General features: G+C 67.5%; 15 protein-coding genes. 3 read left to right on the forward strand and 12 right to left on the reverse strand.

Annotation, left to right across the window (positions count from 1 at the left end):
• Positions 1-4: 4 nt before the first annotated feature.
• Genes AC5P88_RS07070 through AC5P88_RS07085 form a run of 4 tightly spaced genes read right to left on the reverse strand, consistent with a single transcriptional unit; the run spans position 5 to position 4,178 of the window.
• The gene (locus AC5P88_RS07070; RefSeq protein ID WP_495224681.1) at positions 5-442 is read right to left on the reverse strand and encodes a hypothetical protein; all 438 of its coding nucleotides are present in this window, start codon (positions 440-442) and stop codon (positions 5-7) included.
• The gene (locus AC5P88_RS07075) at positions 439-1,743 is read right to left on the reverse strand and encodes a phosphatase PAP2/dual specificity phosphatase family protein (protein ID WP_181358253.1); all 1,305 of its coding nucleotides are present in this window, start codon (positions 1,741-1,743) and stop codon (positions 439-441) included. Before AC5P88_RS07075 ends, AC5P88_RS07070 begins: the two co-directional genes overlap by 4 nt.
• A gap of 23 nt (positions 1,744-1,766) precedes the next feature.
• Entirely contained in the window at positions 1,767-3,518 is a 1,752-nt protein-coding gene (locus tag AC5P88_RS07080; RefSeq protein ID WP_495224682.1) for a bifunctional alpha/beta hydrolase/class I SAM-dependent methyltransferase, read from the reverse strand.
• Between the two features lie 39 nt (positions 3,519-3,557).
• Positions 3,558-4,178, reverse strand: coding sequence for a CDP-alcohol phosphatidyltransferase family protein (locus AC5P88_RS07085; protein WP_106551182.1), 621 nt, complete (start codon positions 4,176-4,178; stop codon positions 3,558-3,560).
• A 223-nt stretch (positions 4,179-4,401) separates the two neighbouring features.
• Between AC5P88_RS07085 and purH the strand changes: the two genes are divergently transcribed.
• The 3 genes from purH to purD are packed head-to-tail and all read left to right on the forward strand — an operon-like array spanning position 4,402 to position 8,222.
• Complete coding sequence (gene purH / locus AC5P88_RS07090) at positions 4,402-5,985, forward strand: bifunctional phosphoribosylaminoimidazolecarboxamide formyltransferase/IMP cyclohydrolase (RefSeq protein ID WP_106551183.1); 1,584 nt, start codon at positions 4,402-4,404, stop codon at positions 5,983-5,985.
• 16 nt (positions 5,986-6,001) lie between these two features.
• Entirely contained in the window at positions 6,002-6,880 is an 879-nt protein-coding gene (locus AC5P88_RS07095; RefSeq protein WP_106551184.1) for a hypothetical protein, read from the forward strand.
• Between the two features lie 58 nt (positions 6,881-6,938).
• Positions 6,939-8,222: a phosphoribosylamine--glycine ligase gene (gene purD, locus AC5P88_RS07100; protein ID WP_106551185.1), complete on the forward strand. Its 1,284-nt coding sequence runs from the start codon at positions 6,939-6,941 to the stop codon at positions 8,220-8,222.
• A gap of 159 nt (positions 8,223-8,381) precedes the next feature.
• Here purD and AC5P88_RS07105 read toward each other — a convergent pair whose 3' ends face one another.
• The 8 genes from AC5P88_RS07105 to rhlB form a co-directional block, all read right to left on the reverse strand.
• Positions 8,382-8,714, reverse strand: coding sequence for a helix-turn-helix domain-containing protein (locus AC5P88_RS07105; RefSeq protein ID WP_099473492.1), 333 nt, complete (start codon positions 8,712-8,714; stop codon positions 8,382-8,384).
• Positions 8,698-9,081 carry a type II toxin-antitoxin system RelE/ParE family toxin gene (locus tag AC5P88_RS07110; protein ID WP_060381068.1) on the reverse strand — a complete coding sequence of 128 codons (384 nt, stop codon included), beginning with the start codon at positions 9,079-9,081 and terminating at the stop codon, positions 8,698-8,700. The genes AC5P88_RS07105 and AC5P88_RS07110 overlap by 17 nt, the downstream gene beginning before the upstream one ends.
• A gap of 176 nt (positions 9,082-9,257) precedes the next feature.
• Entirely contained in the window at positions 9,258-10,133 is an 876-nt protein-coding gene (gene rpoH / locus AC5P88_RS07115; protein ID WP_049428989.1) for an RNA polymerase sigma factor RpoH, read from the reverse strand.
• A 278-nt stretch (positions 10,134-10,411) separates the two neighbouring features.
• Positions 10,412-11,125 carry a uracil-DNA glycosylase gene (gene ung, locus AC5P88_RS07120; RefSeq protein ID WP_111203668.1) on the reverse strand — a complete coding sequence of 238 codons (714 nt, stop codon included), beginning with the start codon at positions 11,123-11,125 and terminating at the stop codon, positions 10,412-10,414.
• A 9-nt stretch (positions 11,126-11,134) separates the two neighbouring features.
• Complete coding sequence (locus AC5P88_RS07125; protein WP_495224683.1) at positions 11,135-11,977, reverse strand: response regulator; 843 nt, start codon at positions 11,975-11,977, stop codon at positions 11,135-11,137.
• Positions 11,978-11,984: 7 nt separating this feature from the next.
• Positions 11,985-12,932, reverse strand: coding sequence for a permease-like cell division protein FtsX (gene ftsX, locus AC5P88_RS07130; protein ID WP_106551189.1), 948 nt, complete (start codon positions 12,930-12,932; stop codon positions 11,985-11,987).
• A gap of 3 nt (positions 12,933-12,935) precedes the next feature.
• The gene (gene ftsE / locus AC5P88_RS07135; RefSeq protein ID WP_111112972.1) at positions 12,936-13,622 is read right to left on the reverse strand and encodes a cell division ATP-binding protein FtsE; all 687 of its coding nucleotides are present in this window, start codon (positions 13,620-13,622) and stop codon (positions 12,936-12,938) included.
• Between the two features lie 126 nt (positions 13,623-13,748).
• Entirely contained in the window at positions 13,749-15,473 is a 1,725-nt protein-coding gene (gene rhlB / locus AC5P88_RS07140) for an ATP-dependent RNA helicase RhlB (RefSeq protein WP_106551110.1), read from the reverse strand.
• Positions 15,474-15,892: the final 419 nt, after the last annotated feature.

Below are 15,892 nucleotides of genomic sequence, written 5' to 3' on the forward strand. Positions count from 1 at the left end.
CCGTTCACGTCTGCGGCCACAACACGGCCAGCACCAGCATTGCGAACTGCGCCGCGGTCAGCAGGTACTGGCGCAGCAGCAGGCGACGCATGCCGGCCCAACGCGCGTCCCAGCCGCGCAGAGGCGCATCGGGCGACGCTCGGCGCAGGCCACTGTCCTGCAGCAGCTGATCGGTGCGGCGCGCGGCGGCATCGCCGTCCAGGCCCTCGTCGCGCAGCAGCTGCAGCAGGCTGGCGTCCAGCGCCACCCGCCACGCGTGGTATGTCTGTGCCACCCCCGCAAACATGCTGGCCAGCAGCAACCCTGCAGCGATCATCGCCAGGCCCGGCTCGGTGCCGAGCAGCAGCAATGCCACCAGCAGCAGCCCCAGCGACAGGCATGCCGGCCAGCGCCCCTGCCGCAGCAGCAGCTGCATGGTCGCCAGATCGGGAACCGTACTCATGTGCGCGCTCCTGCCGCATCGGTGATGGCACGCAGATGGGCCGTACCCAGCACGATGCCAGGGCGCGCAGAACGCACGATCGCCACCGCCGCATCAGCATCAGCCGCGCGACCACTGCGCAGCAGCCAGGCCGCCACGCTGGCAGCACTGCGCGAGTAGCCCAGCGCACAGCACACCAGCAACGGCCCCTGCGCACGCAGGCACTCGATGGCCTCGGCCGCCTCGCGCAGCTGTTCCGGCGTGGGCACCACCAGGTCCAGCATCGGCACACCGGCGTGCGCCGCACCCGGCGCGCAGCAGGACAGCTCGGCGCAGGCATCGACCACGCCCACCAAAGGTGCCGGCAATGCCGTGCAGGGAATCCGGCCCAGCCACACGCCGTCCAGCACCGGCACCGGCTGCGGCGCACGTCGCGTCCACAGCCGCGAGTTGATCCAGGCGGCACCCAGGTATGGTGCCAGCAGCCAGCGTGCGGCCATCGTCAAGCGACCATCGGCGCGCTTCTGGAACACCGCCGTACCCAGCCCGGCATAGGCAAGCGCCACCAGCAGCAGCGACACCACCGGCCACAGCAGCCACAACGCCGCGCCACGCAGAAGCACCACCGGCACCAGCAATGCAGCGGCCCCCAGCAGGTACAGCGCAGCCAATCGCCACCGTTTGGCATCACGCACGGTGCGCCAGGCCCGCAGCGGTGGCGTGCCCTGCTCCGGCCACAGCCACACGCACAGCCACCCGGCCAGCAGCCCGGTCGGGATGTCGATGAAATGGTGCTGGAACGTCGTCAGTACCGAGACACCGATCAGCAGCGCCCACACATGCAGCACCCAACGCCACACGCCGTGCAGGTACTGCGCGAACTTCACCCACAGCACGATCAGCAGCACGATGTGCAGCGACGGCGCCTGGTTGAACGGCTTGTCGAAGCCCAGCAGCACATCGAACAGCCAACCGAACACGCCGCCGATCTCCGGCCGCTCGAAGCTGAAGCGCAATGGCCACAGCAGGAAGCAGGTCACCGCGATCAGCTGCGCACTGAACAGCCGCAGCGCATGCCGGTCCAGTTCCAGCCGTTGCCGGCACAGGAAGAAGGAGACCGCATAGAACAGGTCGATCGACCAGTACGGCACGATCGTCCACGGCACGAACGGAATGCGCGTCTCCCAGGCGAACGCCATCACCGGCAGTTCGGCATGGCGTCCGGCCATCCAGTTGGCGAAGCCGTAGCTGGCGAAGAAGAACGGACCCAGCAGGGCCAGCCACAACAGGGCGCGCCGCCAGGGGCGCCCTGCTGTGGCCAGCGGCGTTGCGGCCAGCGTCACCATCACGCGGTCCGGCGTGCCAGCGACACGGTGAAGATGCCGAAGTCGTCGATGCGCTGCGCCACCTTCTCGAAACCGGCCAGGCGCACCAGCTCATCCATCTCCTGCTGGGTACGGCGGCGCATCACCCACGCTGCGCCACCGCGGTGGCTGGTCAGCGCGCGCGCGATGAATTCCAGCTGCGGGTGCCAGGGCTGACCGGTGTAGGCCAGGTAGCCTCCCACCGGCACCGTTGCGGCAATGCCCTGCAGCGAGCGCATCACGGCGTCGTTGTCGGGGAACAGTTCGTACAGGCCCGATACCACCGCCAGCGTCGGCGCCGGGTCCACCGCCGCCAGTTGCGCCGGATCGAATGCATCGCCCTGCTCGAAGCGGGCGATGTCGGCCGCACCGAGGCGCTCGATCAAGGCCTGGCCCTGGGTCACGTTCAGATCGCTGAAATCACGCAGCACGATGCGGTCCGCGCGCTGTTCGCCCTGGCCCAGCGCTTCCAGCACATAGCGGCCATGCCCCGCGGCCACGTCCAGCACGTGCACCGGCGCGCCCTGCCCGCGCAGGCGCTGGGCAGCGTCGCGCAGCAGTTCCTGCAGGTGCTGGCCGCGCACGCGGATGCCACGCCAGCCGATCGCATCCAGATAGTTGCGATCGACCATGCGCCCGAACGGACCCTTGCCGCGCGCTTCGTCGCGATAGATGTAGTCGAGCGTGCTGCCAGAATCAAAACCGGTCTGCAGGCCCAGCGCGATGCCTTCGGACAGCGTGCCGCCAAAACGCAGGCCGCCACGAACCACGCGCCAGCGCAGGTCAGCGAGGCTGTTGCGCTCGGGCGGCCAGGCCAGGATTTCCGATTCTTCGAAGGTCGGCCCGTGGCGGTGCGCATCGCGCCGTGACAGCTCACGCAGCGGCTCGGCGAAACGTGCCTGGATGAAACTGCGGATGCGCGCCAGTGCCGGCGCGCGATCACGCTCGCCCAGCGTGTCGTGGAAGAAGCCCGGCAGGTGCACGCGCTCCTTGACCGGGCTGGACAGGCGCTCGTAGAAGCGATCCTGCGGGCCACGATGCACGACGAAGTCGGATCCGGACACCAGCAGCTGCACCGGCACGCTGATCGCCTGCGCATCGGCCACGATGCGGTCGGCGGCCTCGTACAGGCCCAGCAGTACGCGCACCGAGATCGGGCGGGTGATCAGCGGATCGGTGCGGTAGCTTTCCACCCGCGCCGGGTCATGGGTCAGCCACTGCGGCTTGACGTAGCTGTTGACGAAGAAGTTTCCGCGCAGCTTCTGCATCAGCGCCAACCCAGCGCGTGCGAACGGCACGTACAGCTTCACCTTGAACGCCGGCGAAGCCATCACCAGCGCGCGCAGGCGTGGGGCGTAGTCGTGCACCCAGGTTGCGGCGACCACCGCCCCCACGCTCTGCGCGATCACCACGATGTCTTCCACCGCGATGCCATGCTCGGCGCCGATGTGGGCGATGAAGCTGTCCAGGTCGCGCACCAGCGCCGGGAAGCCCGGTGCATCGCCACGTGCGCCTGGCGAACGGCCGTTGCCACGTGCATCCCAGGCGAAGAAGGCGGTGTCGGGCAGGTCCAGCTCGTCGACCAGGTGAGTGACGCGGCCGGAGTGCTCGTGGCCGCGGTGCAGCAGCACGATGGCCTTGCTGGCCGGTGCTGCGGTGGTGCCCGGCCAGTACCGGTAGAACAGCGGTACCTGGTCGAAGCTGTGGAATTCCCGTTCCTGCGCCTGACGCATGCAATCTCCTGATTGATGTGGCGTGTTGTCTTGGTGTATCTATCGCCGCGGCGTCGCCGCGGATTCCTTCAGCCCGCGCCGTACGCGATTGATCATCGTCAGCATGCACAGCACTGCCATGGCTGCGGCCACGCCGCTGACCGTCATCGCACCACCCCAGCCGAACGCCAGCAGCAGGCCCAGCACGCCGATCAGGAAGGCGCGGTCGCTCTTCCCCATCGGGCCGTCATAGCGACGGCTGGCCCCGACCATCAGCCCCAGCACGCCGGCGTATTCGCTCAGTGCCGCGGTCCAGGCCAGCAGCCACAGCGCCTCCGGGCGCACGCCGGGTACGCTGAGCAGGCTCAGGTACAGCGCCGCATCGGCGATCACATCGCACAATTCGTTCAGATAGGCGCCCAGCCGCGATTGCTGGCCGAATTCGCGCGCCAGCATGCCGTCCACGGCGTTGAGCGCCATGCGCAGCAGCATCCACAACGGCAGCAGCAGGTACAGCAGGGGCTGGGCAGGCGCGCAGCACCACACGGCCGCGGCCACCAGCAGCGAGACCACGGCGGCGGCCACGGTCACCGTGTTGGCGGTGATGCCGAGGCGGTAGAGCCCGCGCACGGCCGGACGCAACAGGTCCTGGAAACGTCCTTTCAATGCATAGATCGACATGATCCGTACCCGCTGATCCTTGGCAGTGCGGGCACAGCCTACCCCATCGTCGGCTGATTCCGACAACCCGTCGCCGGTCCGTGGCCCAGCCCCCTGATCGGGCCGGATCAATGCGCCCAACCCGGTCCTGGGCCGATTGCTGCGGCAAATTACCCCTTCCGGCACCCGCCACCGGCCCCCACCGCCTACAATATCGGCCCCGCTCCGCTGCCGATTCTGTCCCATGACTGCTGATCTGTTGCCCGTCCGCCGGGCCCTCCTCTCCGTTTCCGACAAGACCGGCCTGGTCGAGCTGGCCACTGCGCTGGCGGCACGCGGCGTGGAGCTGCTGTCCACCGGCGGCACTGCCAAGGCGATCCGCGATGCGGGCCTGGCCGTGAAGGACGTGGCCGACGTCACCGGCTTCCCGGAAATGATGGACGGCCGGGTCAAGACCCTGCACCCGATGGTGCACGGCGGCCTGCTGGGCCGCTCCGGCCTGGATGACGCAGTGATGGCCGAGCACGGCATCGGTGCCATCGACCTGCTGGTGCTGAACCTGTACCCGTTCGAATCGGTTACCGCCAAGGCCGACTGCACCCTGGCCGACGCGGTAGAGAACATCGACATCGGCGGCCCGGCCATGCTGCGTTCGGCAGCCAAGAACTTCGCCCGCGTGGCGGTGGCCACCGATCCGTCGCAGTACGCCGAGCTGCTCGCCTCGCTGGACGCCAACGACGGCCAGCTGACGGCTGCCACCCGCTTCGCGTTCTCGGTGGCCGCGTTCAACCGCGTTGCCCAGTACGATGCGGCGATCAGCAACTACCTGTCGGCGGTCACCGCCACCGACGCCGCCGTGCCAGCCCGCGCCGAGTACCCGGCGCAGATGAATTCCACCTTCGTGAAGGTGATGGACCTGCGCTACGGCGAGAACCCCCACCAGAGCGGCGCCTTCTACCGCGACCTGTACCCGGTGCCGGGCACGCTGGCCACCTTCCAGCAGCTGCAGGGCAAGGAACTGAGCTACAACAACCTGGCCGACGCCGATGCGGCGTGGGAATGCGTGCGCCAGTTCGATGCGCCGGCCTGCGTGATCGTCAAGCACGCCAACCCGTGCGGCGTGGCCGTCGGTGCCGGCAACGGCGATGCCTACGAGCTGGCCTACGCCACCGACCCGACCAGCGCCTTCGGCGGCATCATCGCCTTCAACAAGCCGCTGGACGCCGCCACCGCCAAGGTCATCCTGGACCGCCAGTTCGTGGAAGTGCTGATCGCCCCGGACTACGAGCCGGCCGCGCTGGAATACGCGCAGAAGAAGGCCAACGTGCGCGTGCTGCGCATCCCGCATGGTGATGGCCTGAACAACTTCGACAGCAAGCGCGTCGGCTCGGGCCTGCTGCTGCAGTCCTCGGACAACCGTGGCATGACCCGCGACGAACTGAAGGTGGTCAGCAAGCTGGCACCGACCGACAAGCAGTTCACCGACCTGCTGTTCGCCTGGAAGGTGGCCAAGTTCGTGAAGTCCAACGCGATCGTCTACGCCAAGGACAACCGCACCATCGGTGTCGGCGCCGGCCAGATGAGCCGCGTGTACTCGGCCCGCATCGCCGGCATCAAGGCCGCCGATGCCAACCTGGTGGTCGAGGGTTCGGTGATGGCCTCCGATGCGTTCTTCCCGTTCCGCGACGGCATCGACGCCGCTGCTGCCGCCGGCATCAAGGCGGTGATCCAGCCGGGCGGTTCGATGCGCGATGCCGAAGTGATCGCCGCCGCCGACGAACATGGCCTGGCCATGGTGTTCACCGGCGTGCGCCACTTCCGCCACTGATGCTGGAGCGACACGGATGTCCACAGTCTCAATGAAATCGCTGGCCGCCCTCGCCCTCGCGGGCACGGCCGTACTGGCGGGCTGCAAGCCCGCAGCGGCTCCGACGCCGGCGCCGGCGTCGGAGCCCGCCACGTCGGCCCCTGCCGAGCCGACGGCGCACGTGAGCCGCACCGCGCGACTGCAGGCCTTCCTGGTCCAGCGCTACGGCAAGAGCGCCAGGCTCTCCGGTGAATGGCACGGCAGCTGGAACGACGACGGCGAGACCCGCCCGATGGACTGGCACGTCTGCGCCGAGCAACCGGTGGTGAGCGGTGGCAGCTGGCAGCAGTTGCTGGCGGTCTGCGGCGCACTGTCCGAAGGCGCGCACATCGACGCAGGTACGATCGACTTCTTCGTGCTGCGCCCGAAGGGCGATGGCTTCGACGTGACCAGCGAGCTGACCGGCGAACGCTTCGGCAGCGGCGGCCAGCCCGGCACCGCCAGCGTCATCCGCGCCGGCAGCGACTTCTATGGTTTCCGCGTCGAGGACGGCTGGTTCGGGCAGGGTTTCTCGCTGCTCTCGCAATCGCTGATCCTGCCGGGCCCGAAAGGCCTGGTCGCCACCGGCAGCGTCCGCAGCCATATCGACAATGACGCCCAGTACGAGTGCGACAACCTGGATCCCGGCACCGACCCGGACACCGCCGAAGACTGCCGCACCCGCCGCTTCAGCATCGATTTCGCACTGCGTTTCGACGACAGCGATCGCAGCGCGCGCATCTGGCCGCTGCTGATCGAGGAAACCGGCACCACCTGTGGCGGCAAGCAGGTCCGGCAGGAACACCGCTTTACCCTGGACCCGAAGACCTGGGCTTATTCCTTCCCCGAATCGCTGCGACGCGAAGGCTGCGAATGAAGCACCTGCGCCGACGGGGACATCGACCTTCCCTTCCCACGCAATCTGGAATCTCGTGATGAACGTACTTGTCATCGGCTCTGGCGGCCGCGAACACGCCCTGGCATGGAAGCTGGCCCAGTCCTCCCGTGTCACCGAAGTGCTCGTGGCGCCCGGTAATGCCGGCACCGCCAGCGAAGACAAGTGCCGCAACGTGGCGGTGAAGGTCACCGACATCGACGGCCTGCTGGCGCTGGCCCAGGCCGAAGGCGTGGCGCTGACCGTGGTCGGCCCGGAAGTACCGCTGGTGGCCGGCGTGGTCGACCGCTTCCGCGCCGCCGGCCTGCGCATCTTCGGGCCGACCGCCGCCGCCGCGCAGCTGGAAGGCAGCAAGGCCTACGCCAAGGATTTCCTGGCCCGCCACAACATCCCCACCGCGTTCTATGCCGTGCACACCGAGGTGGATGCGGCGCTGGCCTACATTCGCGACAAGGGCGCACCGATCGTGGTCAAGGCCGATGGCCTGGCCGCCGGCAAGGGCGTGATCGTGGCGATGACCCTGGCCGAAGCCGAGGACGCGGTGCGTGACATGCTCTCGGGCAATGCCTTCGGCGATGCCGGCGCCCGCGTGGTGATCGAAGAGTTCCTCGATGGTGAGGAAGCCAGCTTCATTTCGATGGTGGACGGCGTGCATGCGCTGCCGATGGCCACCTCGCAGGACCACAAGCGCGTCGGCGACGGCGACACCGGCCCGAACACCGGCGGCATGGGTGCCTATTCACCGGCCCCGGTGGTGACGCCGGAGGTGCATGCACGCGTGATGCGCGAGGTGGTGAATCCCACCGTGCAGGGCATGATCGCCGACGGTATCCCGTTCACCGGCTTCCTCTACGCCGGCCTGATGATCGATGCCAGCGGCGCACCGAAGGTGATCGAGTTCAACGTGCGTTTCGGCGACCCGGAAACCCAGCCGGTGATGCTGCGCCTGCAATCGGACCTGGTGGAGCTGGTGGAAGCCGCCATCGACGGCCGCCTGGACCAGGTAGAAGCGCAGTGGGATCCGCGGCCGTCGCTGGGCGTGGTGCTGGCGGCGAAGCCGTACCCGGAAGCGCCGATCACCGGTGACGTGATTTCCGGCCTGGATGAAGTGCCGGCCACTGCCAAGGTGTTCCACGCCGGTACGGCATTGGATGCACAGGGCCAGGTGGTCAGCGCCGGCGGCCGCGTGCTGTGCGTGGCTGCACTGGGTGACAGCGTGCGCGACGCGCAGGCGAACGCCTATGCCGGCGTGGCCAAGGTGACCTGGGCCAACGAATTCCACCGCAACGACATTGGCTGGCGCGCGATCGCACGCGAGGGGTGAGGCCCACGCGGGATCGGGGCATCCACGCATGGCGTGGATCTACCTGATCTTGCCGCATCCATGCATGACGTCGATCATGCGAGGCTCGCGGTAGATCCACGCCATGCGTGGATTGAATACCACGGTAAAGCAAAGGCCCGGCATCGCCGGGCCTTTGCTTTACAGAACTGCTTCGAGGCCCTTCCGTTCAATCAGGTTAAGCAACTTCAGTGACGGTCCGCTGGGCTTCTTTTCGCCCTGCTCCCAGCTGCGTACGGTGGAAACGCTGGTATTGAGAACTCCCGCAAATACCGGCTGACTGAGCTGCAATGACGTACGCAGGGCACGGATCTGGGCACTGCTGTATTCAGGGACCGGCTCAAGGCAAAGCGCTTCGTAGCTGCTCAACCGACGTTTATCAATGAAGCCATGCGCGTGCAGATTCACAGCCGCATCATGCACCGCTTCAAGAAGCGCACTTTTCGCGCGCCGTCGCTCAGGGGGCTTCGTCATGGCCGATCTCCTGTAGATCCCCGTATTCCAAGGCACGATTCAGCTGCGCCGTACTCATTTTCAGGAACTCCGATGCGTACAACTGCAGCGCATCCCGTTCCGCATTCGTGATCGCAGTACGTTCATTCTTCTCGTAGCCGAAAAGGAAGAACCAATGCCCGCCTCGCTGCGTGGCGACGATGATTCGAACGCTCCCACGCTTTCCTCGCCCCGGCAACGCAACGCGCTTCTTGAAGATTCCGCCGCCAAGATCAGCATCCACCAGACCCGCTTCCATTTCACGTACCGACCGGTACAGCGCAGCGTCGGACAGGGTGGTCCTGCGCATGCTGCGATTGAAACTTCGTGTGCGGAAGATGCGTGGCATGATCATACCGTGCCACTGCGTGGTACGGCGTGAACATCAGCACCCAGCACATGACCCGGTCGGCGCAATCACCGCCCTGGCGTCAGAGTAGAGCCACGCCATGCGTGGCTAAGCCCCACAAATGAAAAAGGCCCGGCATTACCGGGCCTTTTCAGTACTTCAACGCCACCCGCGCCTTACGCGGTGAACAGCGCCTTCATCTTCTTCAGCGCGTTCGCTTCCACCTGGCGGATGCGCTCGGCCGACACGCCGTACTCGTCGGCCAGCTCCTGCAGCGTCACCTTGCTGTCGGCATCCAGCCAGCGGCGGCGGATGATGTCGCGCGAACGGGCATCCAGCTCGGCCAGACCTTCGCGCAGCAGCTGCATCTGGTTGTCTTCGCTGTCGGCACGCTCGTAGGCCATCGACGGGTCTTCGTCGTTGGCGACCAGGAACGCAGCCGGCGACGGCGGTGCGTGTTCGTTGTCCTCGTCGGTCGGCGCATCGAAACCGATATCGCGACCGGACAGACGCGACTCCATTTCCATGACCTCGCGCTCGGACACGTTCAGGTCCTTGGCCACCGCGCTGACCTCAGCCGCGTTCATCCAGCCCAGGCGCGTCTTCGACTTGCGCAGGTTGAAGAACAGCTTGCGCTGCGCCTTGGTGGTGGCGACCTTCACGATGCGCCAGTTCTTCAGGATGAACTCGTGCATCTCGGCACGGATCCAGTGCACGGCGAAGGACACCAGGCGCACGCCCATTTCGGGGTCGAAGCGCTTGACCGCCTTCATCAGGCCGATGTTGCCTTCCTGGATCAGGTCGCCCAGCGCAAGGCCGTAGCCGTTGTAGCCGCGGGCCACGTGCACCACGAAGCGCAGGTGCGAATGCACCAGCTCGCGGGCGGCGTCCAGATCGTTGCCGTCGCGGAAGCGACGGGCCAGGTCCTGTTCGTCATCGACCGACAGCACCGGGATCTGGTGCACGGCACCGATGTAGGCGTCCAGCGAACCGAGCGCACTGGGAATCGGGAGATTGTTTGCCACAAGGGCAGTAGAGGTGTTCTGGCTCATAGGCACCCATCTTAGCAGTCCGGGATTTGGACTGCTAAAGGAGGAAAAAGTTCCAGCATCCTATTGATGCAACACTGGTCCCAAACAGAGCCCTACCGTAGCGCGATTTCATGACAGTGGCGAGCACGCTTTTCGGGATTCACAATCCCTTGAAATTCAAGTAATTACCCACCGGAAACCGGCCGAATCCGGTCAAGCGGAGCTGAACAGGCCATCCCGAAGGCCCATTCAGGGCCGGAAACGTTGCCCGGTGTTCAGCCCCGGACCGGCACCGGCGCTCAGAGTGCCGAACGCGGCGGCAGCGACCAGTCGATCGGGGCCTGGCCGCGGCGCTGCAGGTACTCGTTGGCCATCGAGAAATGCCGGCAACCCAGGAAGCCACGGTGCGCCGACAACGGCGACGGGTGCGGCGACTTCAGCACGCGATGGCGACGGGTATCGATGACCTTGCCCTTCTGCTGCGCATAGGCCCCCCAGAGCATGAACACCAGGCCTTCGCGTTCGCGGTTGAGCACGTCCACCACGTGGTCGGTGAAGCCCTCCCAGCCACGGCCCTGGTGGGCGCCGGCCTTGCCCTCTTCCACGGTCAGCACGGCATTGAGCAGCAGCACGCCACGTTGTGCCCACGGAATCAGGCAACCGTGGTCCGGGCGCGGGAGGCCGAGATCGCTCTCGATCTCCTTGTAGATGTTCAGCAGCGACGGCGGCACCGGTACGCCCGGCGCCACCGAGAAACTCAGGCCATGCGCCTGGCCGCGGCCGTGGTACGGGTCCTGGCCGAGGATCACCACCTTCACCTGCTCGAACGGCGTGGCATCGAACGCGGCGAAGATCTGCGGGCCGGGCGGGAACACCGCCGCGCCACCGGCCTTGCGCTGGCGCAGGAAGCTGGACAGCTCGCGCATCTGCGGCTGTAACAGGTAATCGCCGACATGCTGCTTCCAGCTCGGTTCCAGCTGGATCGTCGGGGTGTCCGCTACTTCATCAATCATTGCGCCACTTCATCGAATCAGGGGTCCATCGTTCAACCGGGCCAGCCGCAGCTGGAACAGCACCTTGGTGACCAGCAGCCGTTCTTCGATCGGCTTGAGCACCAGGTCGTTGGCACCGGACTGCAGCAGCCCGGTCTGGTTGTGCGGGTTGCCGTCGCCGGTCATCACCAGCACCGGCAGGCGGCGCTTGCCGTAGCCGAAGTCCACGCGCACGCGCTGCACCACGTCGCGGCCGCTCAGTTCACCCTTCAGGGTGACGTCGGTCAGCACCAGGTCGATGCGGTGGCGGCTGCGGCCCAGCGACTCGGCAGTGAGCAGGGTGAACGCCTCTTCGGCGCTGACCACGTGCAGCACGTTCAACTGCTGGCGTTCGAGCATGCGCTTGGTGGCCTCGGCCACCACGCGGCTGTCCTCGATGTAGAGGATGGTGGCGCCGGGAATGGTCTGCGGCTGCACATAACCGTGGATGAAGGTCGCCAGCGCTTCATGGCCGAGCGATTTGTCGAAATAGTCGGTGACGTACTCGGTGAAGCGGCGCTGCTCCAGGTGCTGCTGTGCATCGCCGGACACCACGATCACCGGCACATAGGCCTGCCCCGCGGCTTCGCGCACCATCCGCGCCAGTGCCAGGCCGTCGCCATCGCGCAGGGTCAGCGAGGTGGTCACCAGGTCCACCGGACCCTGCGCCAGCGCCTGCTGCGCGTCCTCGATGCTGTCGCAGCCGATCACCTCCACGCCCGGCAGGTCGCGCTTCAGGACATCGGCGATCAGCTTGCGCACCAGCTTCGAGCCATCGACCACCATTACCCGCGTCGCGGGCCCTTCCAGGTGCTTCAGCGCTTGCGGTTGCATGCCGGTCTCAGGTGTCGGTCGGGCGCGTCTGGCGCAGGAAGTGGCCGGTCACCAGCCACGCGCCCAGCCAGCCCAGCAGCAGCGTGCCGAGCAGGACCAGGCCGCCATGCAGCAGGTCCAGCCCGTGCAGCACGAACGGGCTGCCGTAGCTGCGGGAAAGTTCAGCCAGCGGCACGCGCAGCGCGGCACCGGCGGCGCCGATCAGGGCCAGCGCCACCGCACCGGCACCCAGGCCGTACCACGCGCCCAGGTACAGGAACGGGCGGCGGATGAAGCCGTCACTGGCACCGAGCAGCTGCAGCACGCCGATCTCTTCGCGGCGTGCCTGGATGTCCAGGCGCACGGTGTTGCCGACCACCAGCGCGGCACCGACGCCGAGCAGCACCGACAGCACCTGCACCAGCCGTGCACCGAACGCCAGCCAGGCATCCAGGCGCTGGCGCCACAGTGCATCGTGCTGCACCAGGTCGGCCTCGGGCAGGCTCTCCAGCGCGCGTGCCAGGCGTGCGTCGTCCTTGCCCTGGCCGGGGGTGATCACCAGCAGCGAGGGCAGCGGGTTGTCATTGAGTGCGTCGATCGCCTCGCCGAGGCCGGCATCGCGCAGTTCCTGCAGGCCCTGCTCGGGCGTGCGCACGTTCACTTCGGCCACGTCGTCGCGGTCACGCAGCTGGCCGGCCAGGCGCAGCGCGCCGGGGCCATCGACATTGCCCTTCAGGAACACGTTGATGTCGCGCGACTGCTGCACGCTGCCGGCGAACTGCCTGAGGTTGTCCAGCGCGATCGACAGGCCCAGCGGCAAAGCCAGCGCCAGCGCCATGACCATCACCGTCAGCAGGGTCGCCCATGGCTTGCGGAAGGCACGGCCGAGGCTGAACACCACGCTGTGCGCGTGGTGCTGGAACCAGACGCCCACGCGCGAGGGGGCGGCGGCTTCGCTGTTTTCGTTCTTCGCCATGCGTTACTCCGCCAGGTCCTGCGGCGAGATGTCATCCACCAGCCGGCCGTGGTCGAGGATCAGCACGCGCTTGCGCATGCGGCGCAGCAGCGGCAGGTCGTGGCTGACCACCAGTACGCTGGTGCCGCGCGAGGGCAGTTCGGCGAACAGGGCCATGATCTCCGCCGCCAGGGTCGGGTCGAGGTTGCCGGTCGGCTCGTCTGCCACCAGCAGCTTGGGTTCGCCGACGATGGCGCGGGCGATGCCGACGCGCTGCTGCTCGCCGGCCGACAGCTGCGAAGGCAGCGCCTTCTCGCGATGGCCCAGGCCCATCCGCTCCAGCACCGAACGCACGCGCTTGCCGATATCGCCACGGCGGGTGCCGCGCAGGATCAATGGCAGCGCCACGTTCTCGGCGATGGAACGGTCCATCAGCAGGCGGTGGTCCTGGTAGACCGCGCCGACCGCACGCCGATGGCGTGGGATGTCGCCGCCGCGCACCTTCAGCAGGTTGCGCTCGTCGAACACCACCGCGCCGCGGCTGGGCCGCTCGTCGAGGTGGATCAACTTGAGCAGGGTGCTCTTGCCCGCACCGGAATGGCCGGTGACGAACAGCATCTCGCCCGGCGCGACCTCGAAGCTGACATCGGTCAACGCCTCGTGGCCACCGGCGTACTGTTTGCTGACATTGTCGAAGCGCAGGACACTCATGCCCCGATTATGCAGGAGCGGCGCGACGGATCGGTAGCGCCGGGCCATGCCCGGCGAAAACCTTCCGGCATCGCGGCCCCGGACGGAGGCCGCTTCGCTCGCCGGGCATGGCCCGGCGCTACCGGCTTAGTTGCCCGACAGCATCCGGCGGATCTTGCGGCCGATGCGGGTCAGGAACGAATCGCCGGTATCAGCGGCCGTGCGCACCGGCTTGGCCACCACCTGCACCGGGGTGACCGGGCTGGCGCCGTTGCCGGTATTGGCCTGCACGCCCTCGGCACCCTCGACCGGACGGCCGTGGCGACGACGACGACGCTTGCGCGGCTTGTGCTCGCCGTCCACCGCACCTTCCGGTGCGCCTTCGGCACGCGGCGGGCGCGGCGGACGCGGAGCCTGGGCGGTGGCACCTTCGACGCCGGCGGCCGGGGCGGCAGCGCCCTGCTCGCCTTCCACGCGTGGCTTGCGCGGGCCACGCGAACGGCGTTCGCCGCTGCGCTCACCGTCACGGCCACCACGGCCACCACCGCCGCCGGAACGGCCGCCACTACGGCCGCCACCCCGACGCTCTTCCTCGGCGGCACGGGCTTCGCGCGCTTCGCGGAAGATCTGGCCGACGCTTTCGTTGTCCTCGCCTTCCTCGCCTGCAGCCGGTGCCGGGCGTTCCGGGCGCGGCAGCGGCGTCAGCAGTTCCTTGGTGACCGGCTCGGACGGAATCTTCTGCTCGATATAGGCCTCGATATCCGGCAGGCCCATGGCGTAGCGCTCGCAGGCGAAGCTGATCGCGTCGCCCTCTTCACCCAGGCGCGCGGTACGACCGATGCGGTGCACGTAGTCTTCGGCATCGAACGGCAGGTCGTAGTTGTAGACGTATTTGATGCCGTCGATGTGCAGGCCGCGCGCAGCCACGTCGGTGGCCACCAGGATTTCCAGCTGGCCCTTCTGGAAGCGGTTGAGCAGGCTCTCGCGCTTCTTCTGCGGCACGTCGCCGGACAGCACGCCCACGCGGTAGCCGGCCTTTTCCAGCGAACGCGCCACGCGTTCGACGAACACCTTGGTGTTGACGAAGACCATGGTGCGCGCGCCTTCGCTGCGCGACAGCAGGCCGAGCAGCAGCGGGATCTTCTCGTCGTCGGCCGGGAAGTAGATGCGCTGGCGCACGCGGGCAGCGGTGATGGTCTCGGCTTCGACCACCAGCTTCTGCGGCTCGTTCATGTGCTCGTAGGCCAGCTCCAGCACGCGATGGCTGAGGGTGGCACTGAACAGCAGGGTCTGGCGGGTGGTGCGCTCCGGCATGCGGCGCAGCAGGAAGCGGATGTCCTTGATGAAGCCCAGGTCGAACATGCGGTCGGCTTCGTCCAGCACGCAGATCTCGCAGGCGTGCAGCGAGACCACCTTGTGCTGCTTGACGTAGTCGATCAGGCGGCCCGGGGTGGCGATGATCACGTCCACGCCCTGCTGCAGCAGTTCGCGCTGCTTGTCGTAATCCACGCCGCCGTAGACCAGGGCGAAGCGCAGGCCCAGGTCGGAACCGAACTTCACCGCATCCTTGTGGATCTGGATGGCCAGTTCGCGGGTCGGGGCGAGGATCAGCGCGCGCGGATCTTCCGGCTTGCGGTCGGCCAGCGCCGGACGCGTCAGCAGGCGGTTCACGACAGCGACCAGGAAGGCCAGGGTCTTGCCGGTACCGGTCTGGGCCTGGCCGGCGACATCACCGCCGGGCAGCGCGACCGGCAGGGTCAGCGCCTGGATCGGGGTGCAGCGGGTGAATCCGGCTCCTTCAAGACCGGCCTGCAGGGCCGGATGCAGCTCGAAGGAGGAAAAGGTCAAATCGGTCAGCGGTTTGTCGCTCATGAGTCCGTCTTGGTATGGCCGCCGGCCCGTGGGGCGGCTGGCACTTCATCGTCTAGGGGCACCGTCGCAAACTGCGGCCCCTGCGGCGGGTTGGCAGGCTGGGACCGCTCGGTCCGAACGCCGCACAATGGCCCAGTTTAACGCACTCGGGCCGGCAAACCGGAATGCCCTGTCTCGCCAACCCGAGAGACGGCAAGCCTTCACCCAGCCACACGGGACTTGAACGCCCCCGCCGGGCCCGCTGGTGTCGCCCGCTGCCACCCCCATCTTCGGGAAGACAGTGAAATCCGACACATACCGAGCTTCGAAGCGATCACGATACGCTGGGTTCCAGCCGGCGCCTGTCCCCGCCCTGCGATAGGGGTACACTGCCGGCCGTGAGCGTCCAGGCATCCCGCCGAACGCACCGCGGCAGTGCG

Source organism: Stenotrophomonas sp. YJH_SMC_8 (assembly GCF_059371315.1).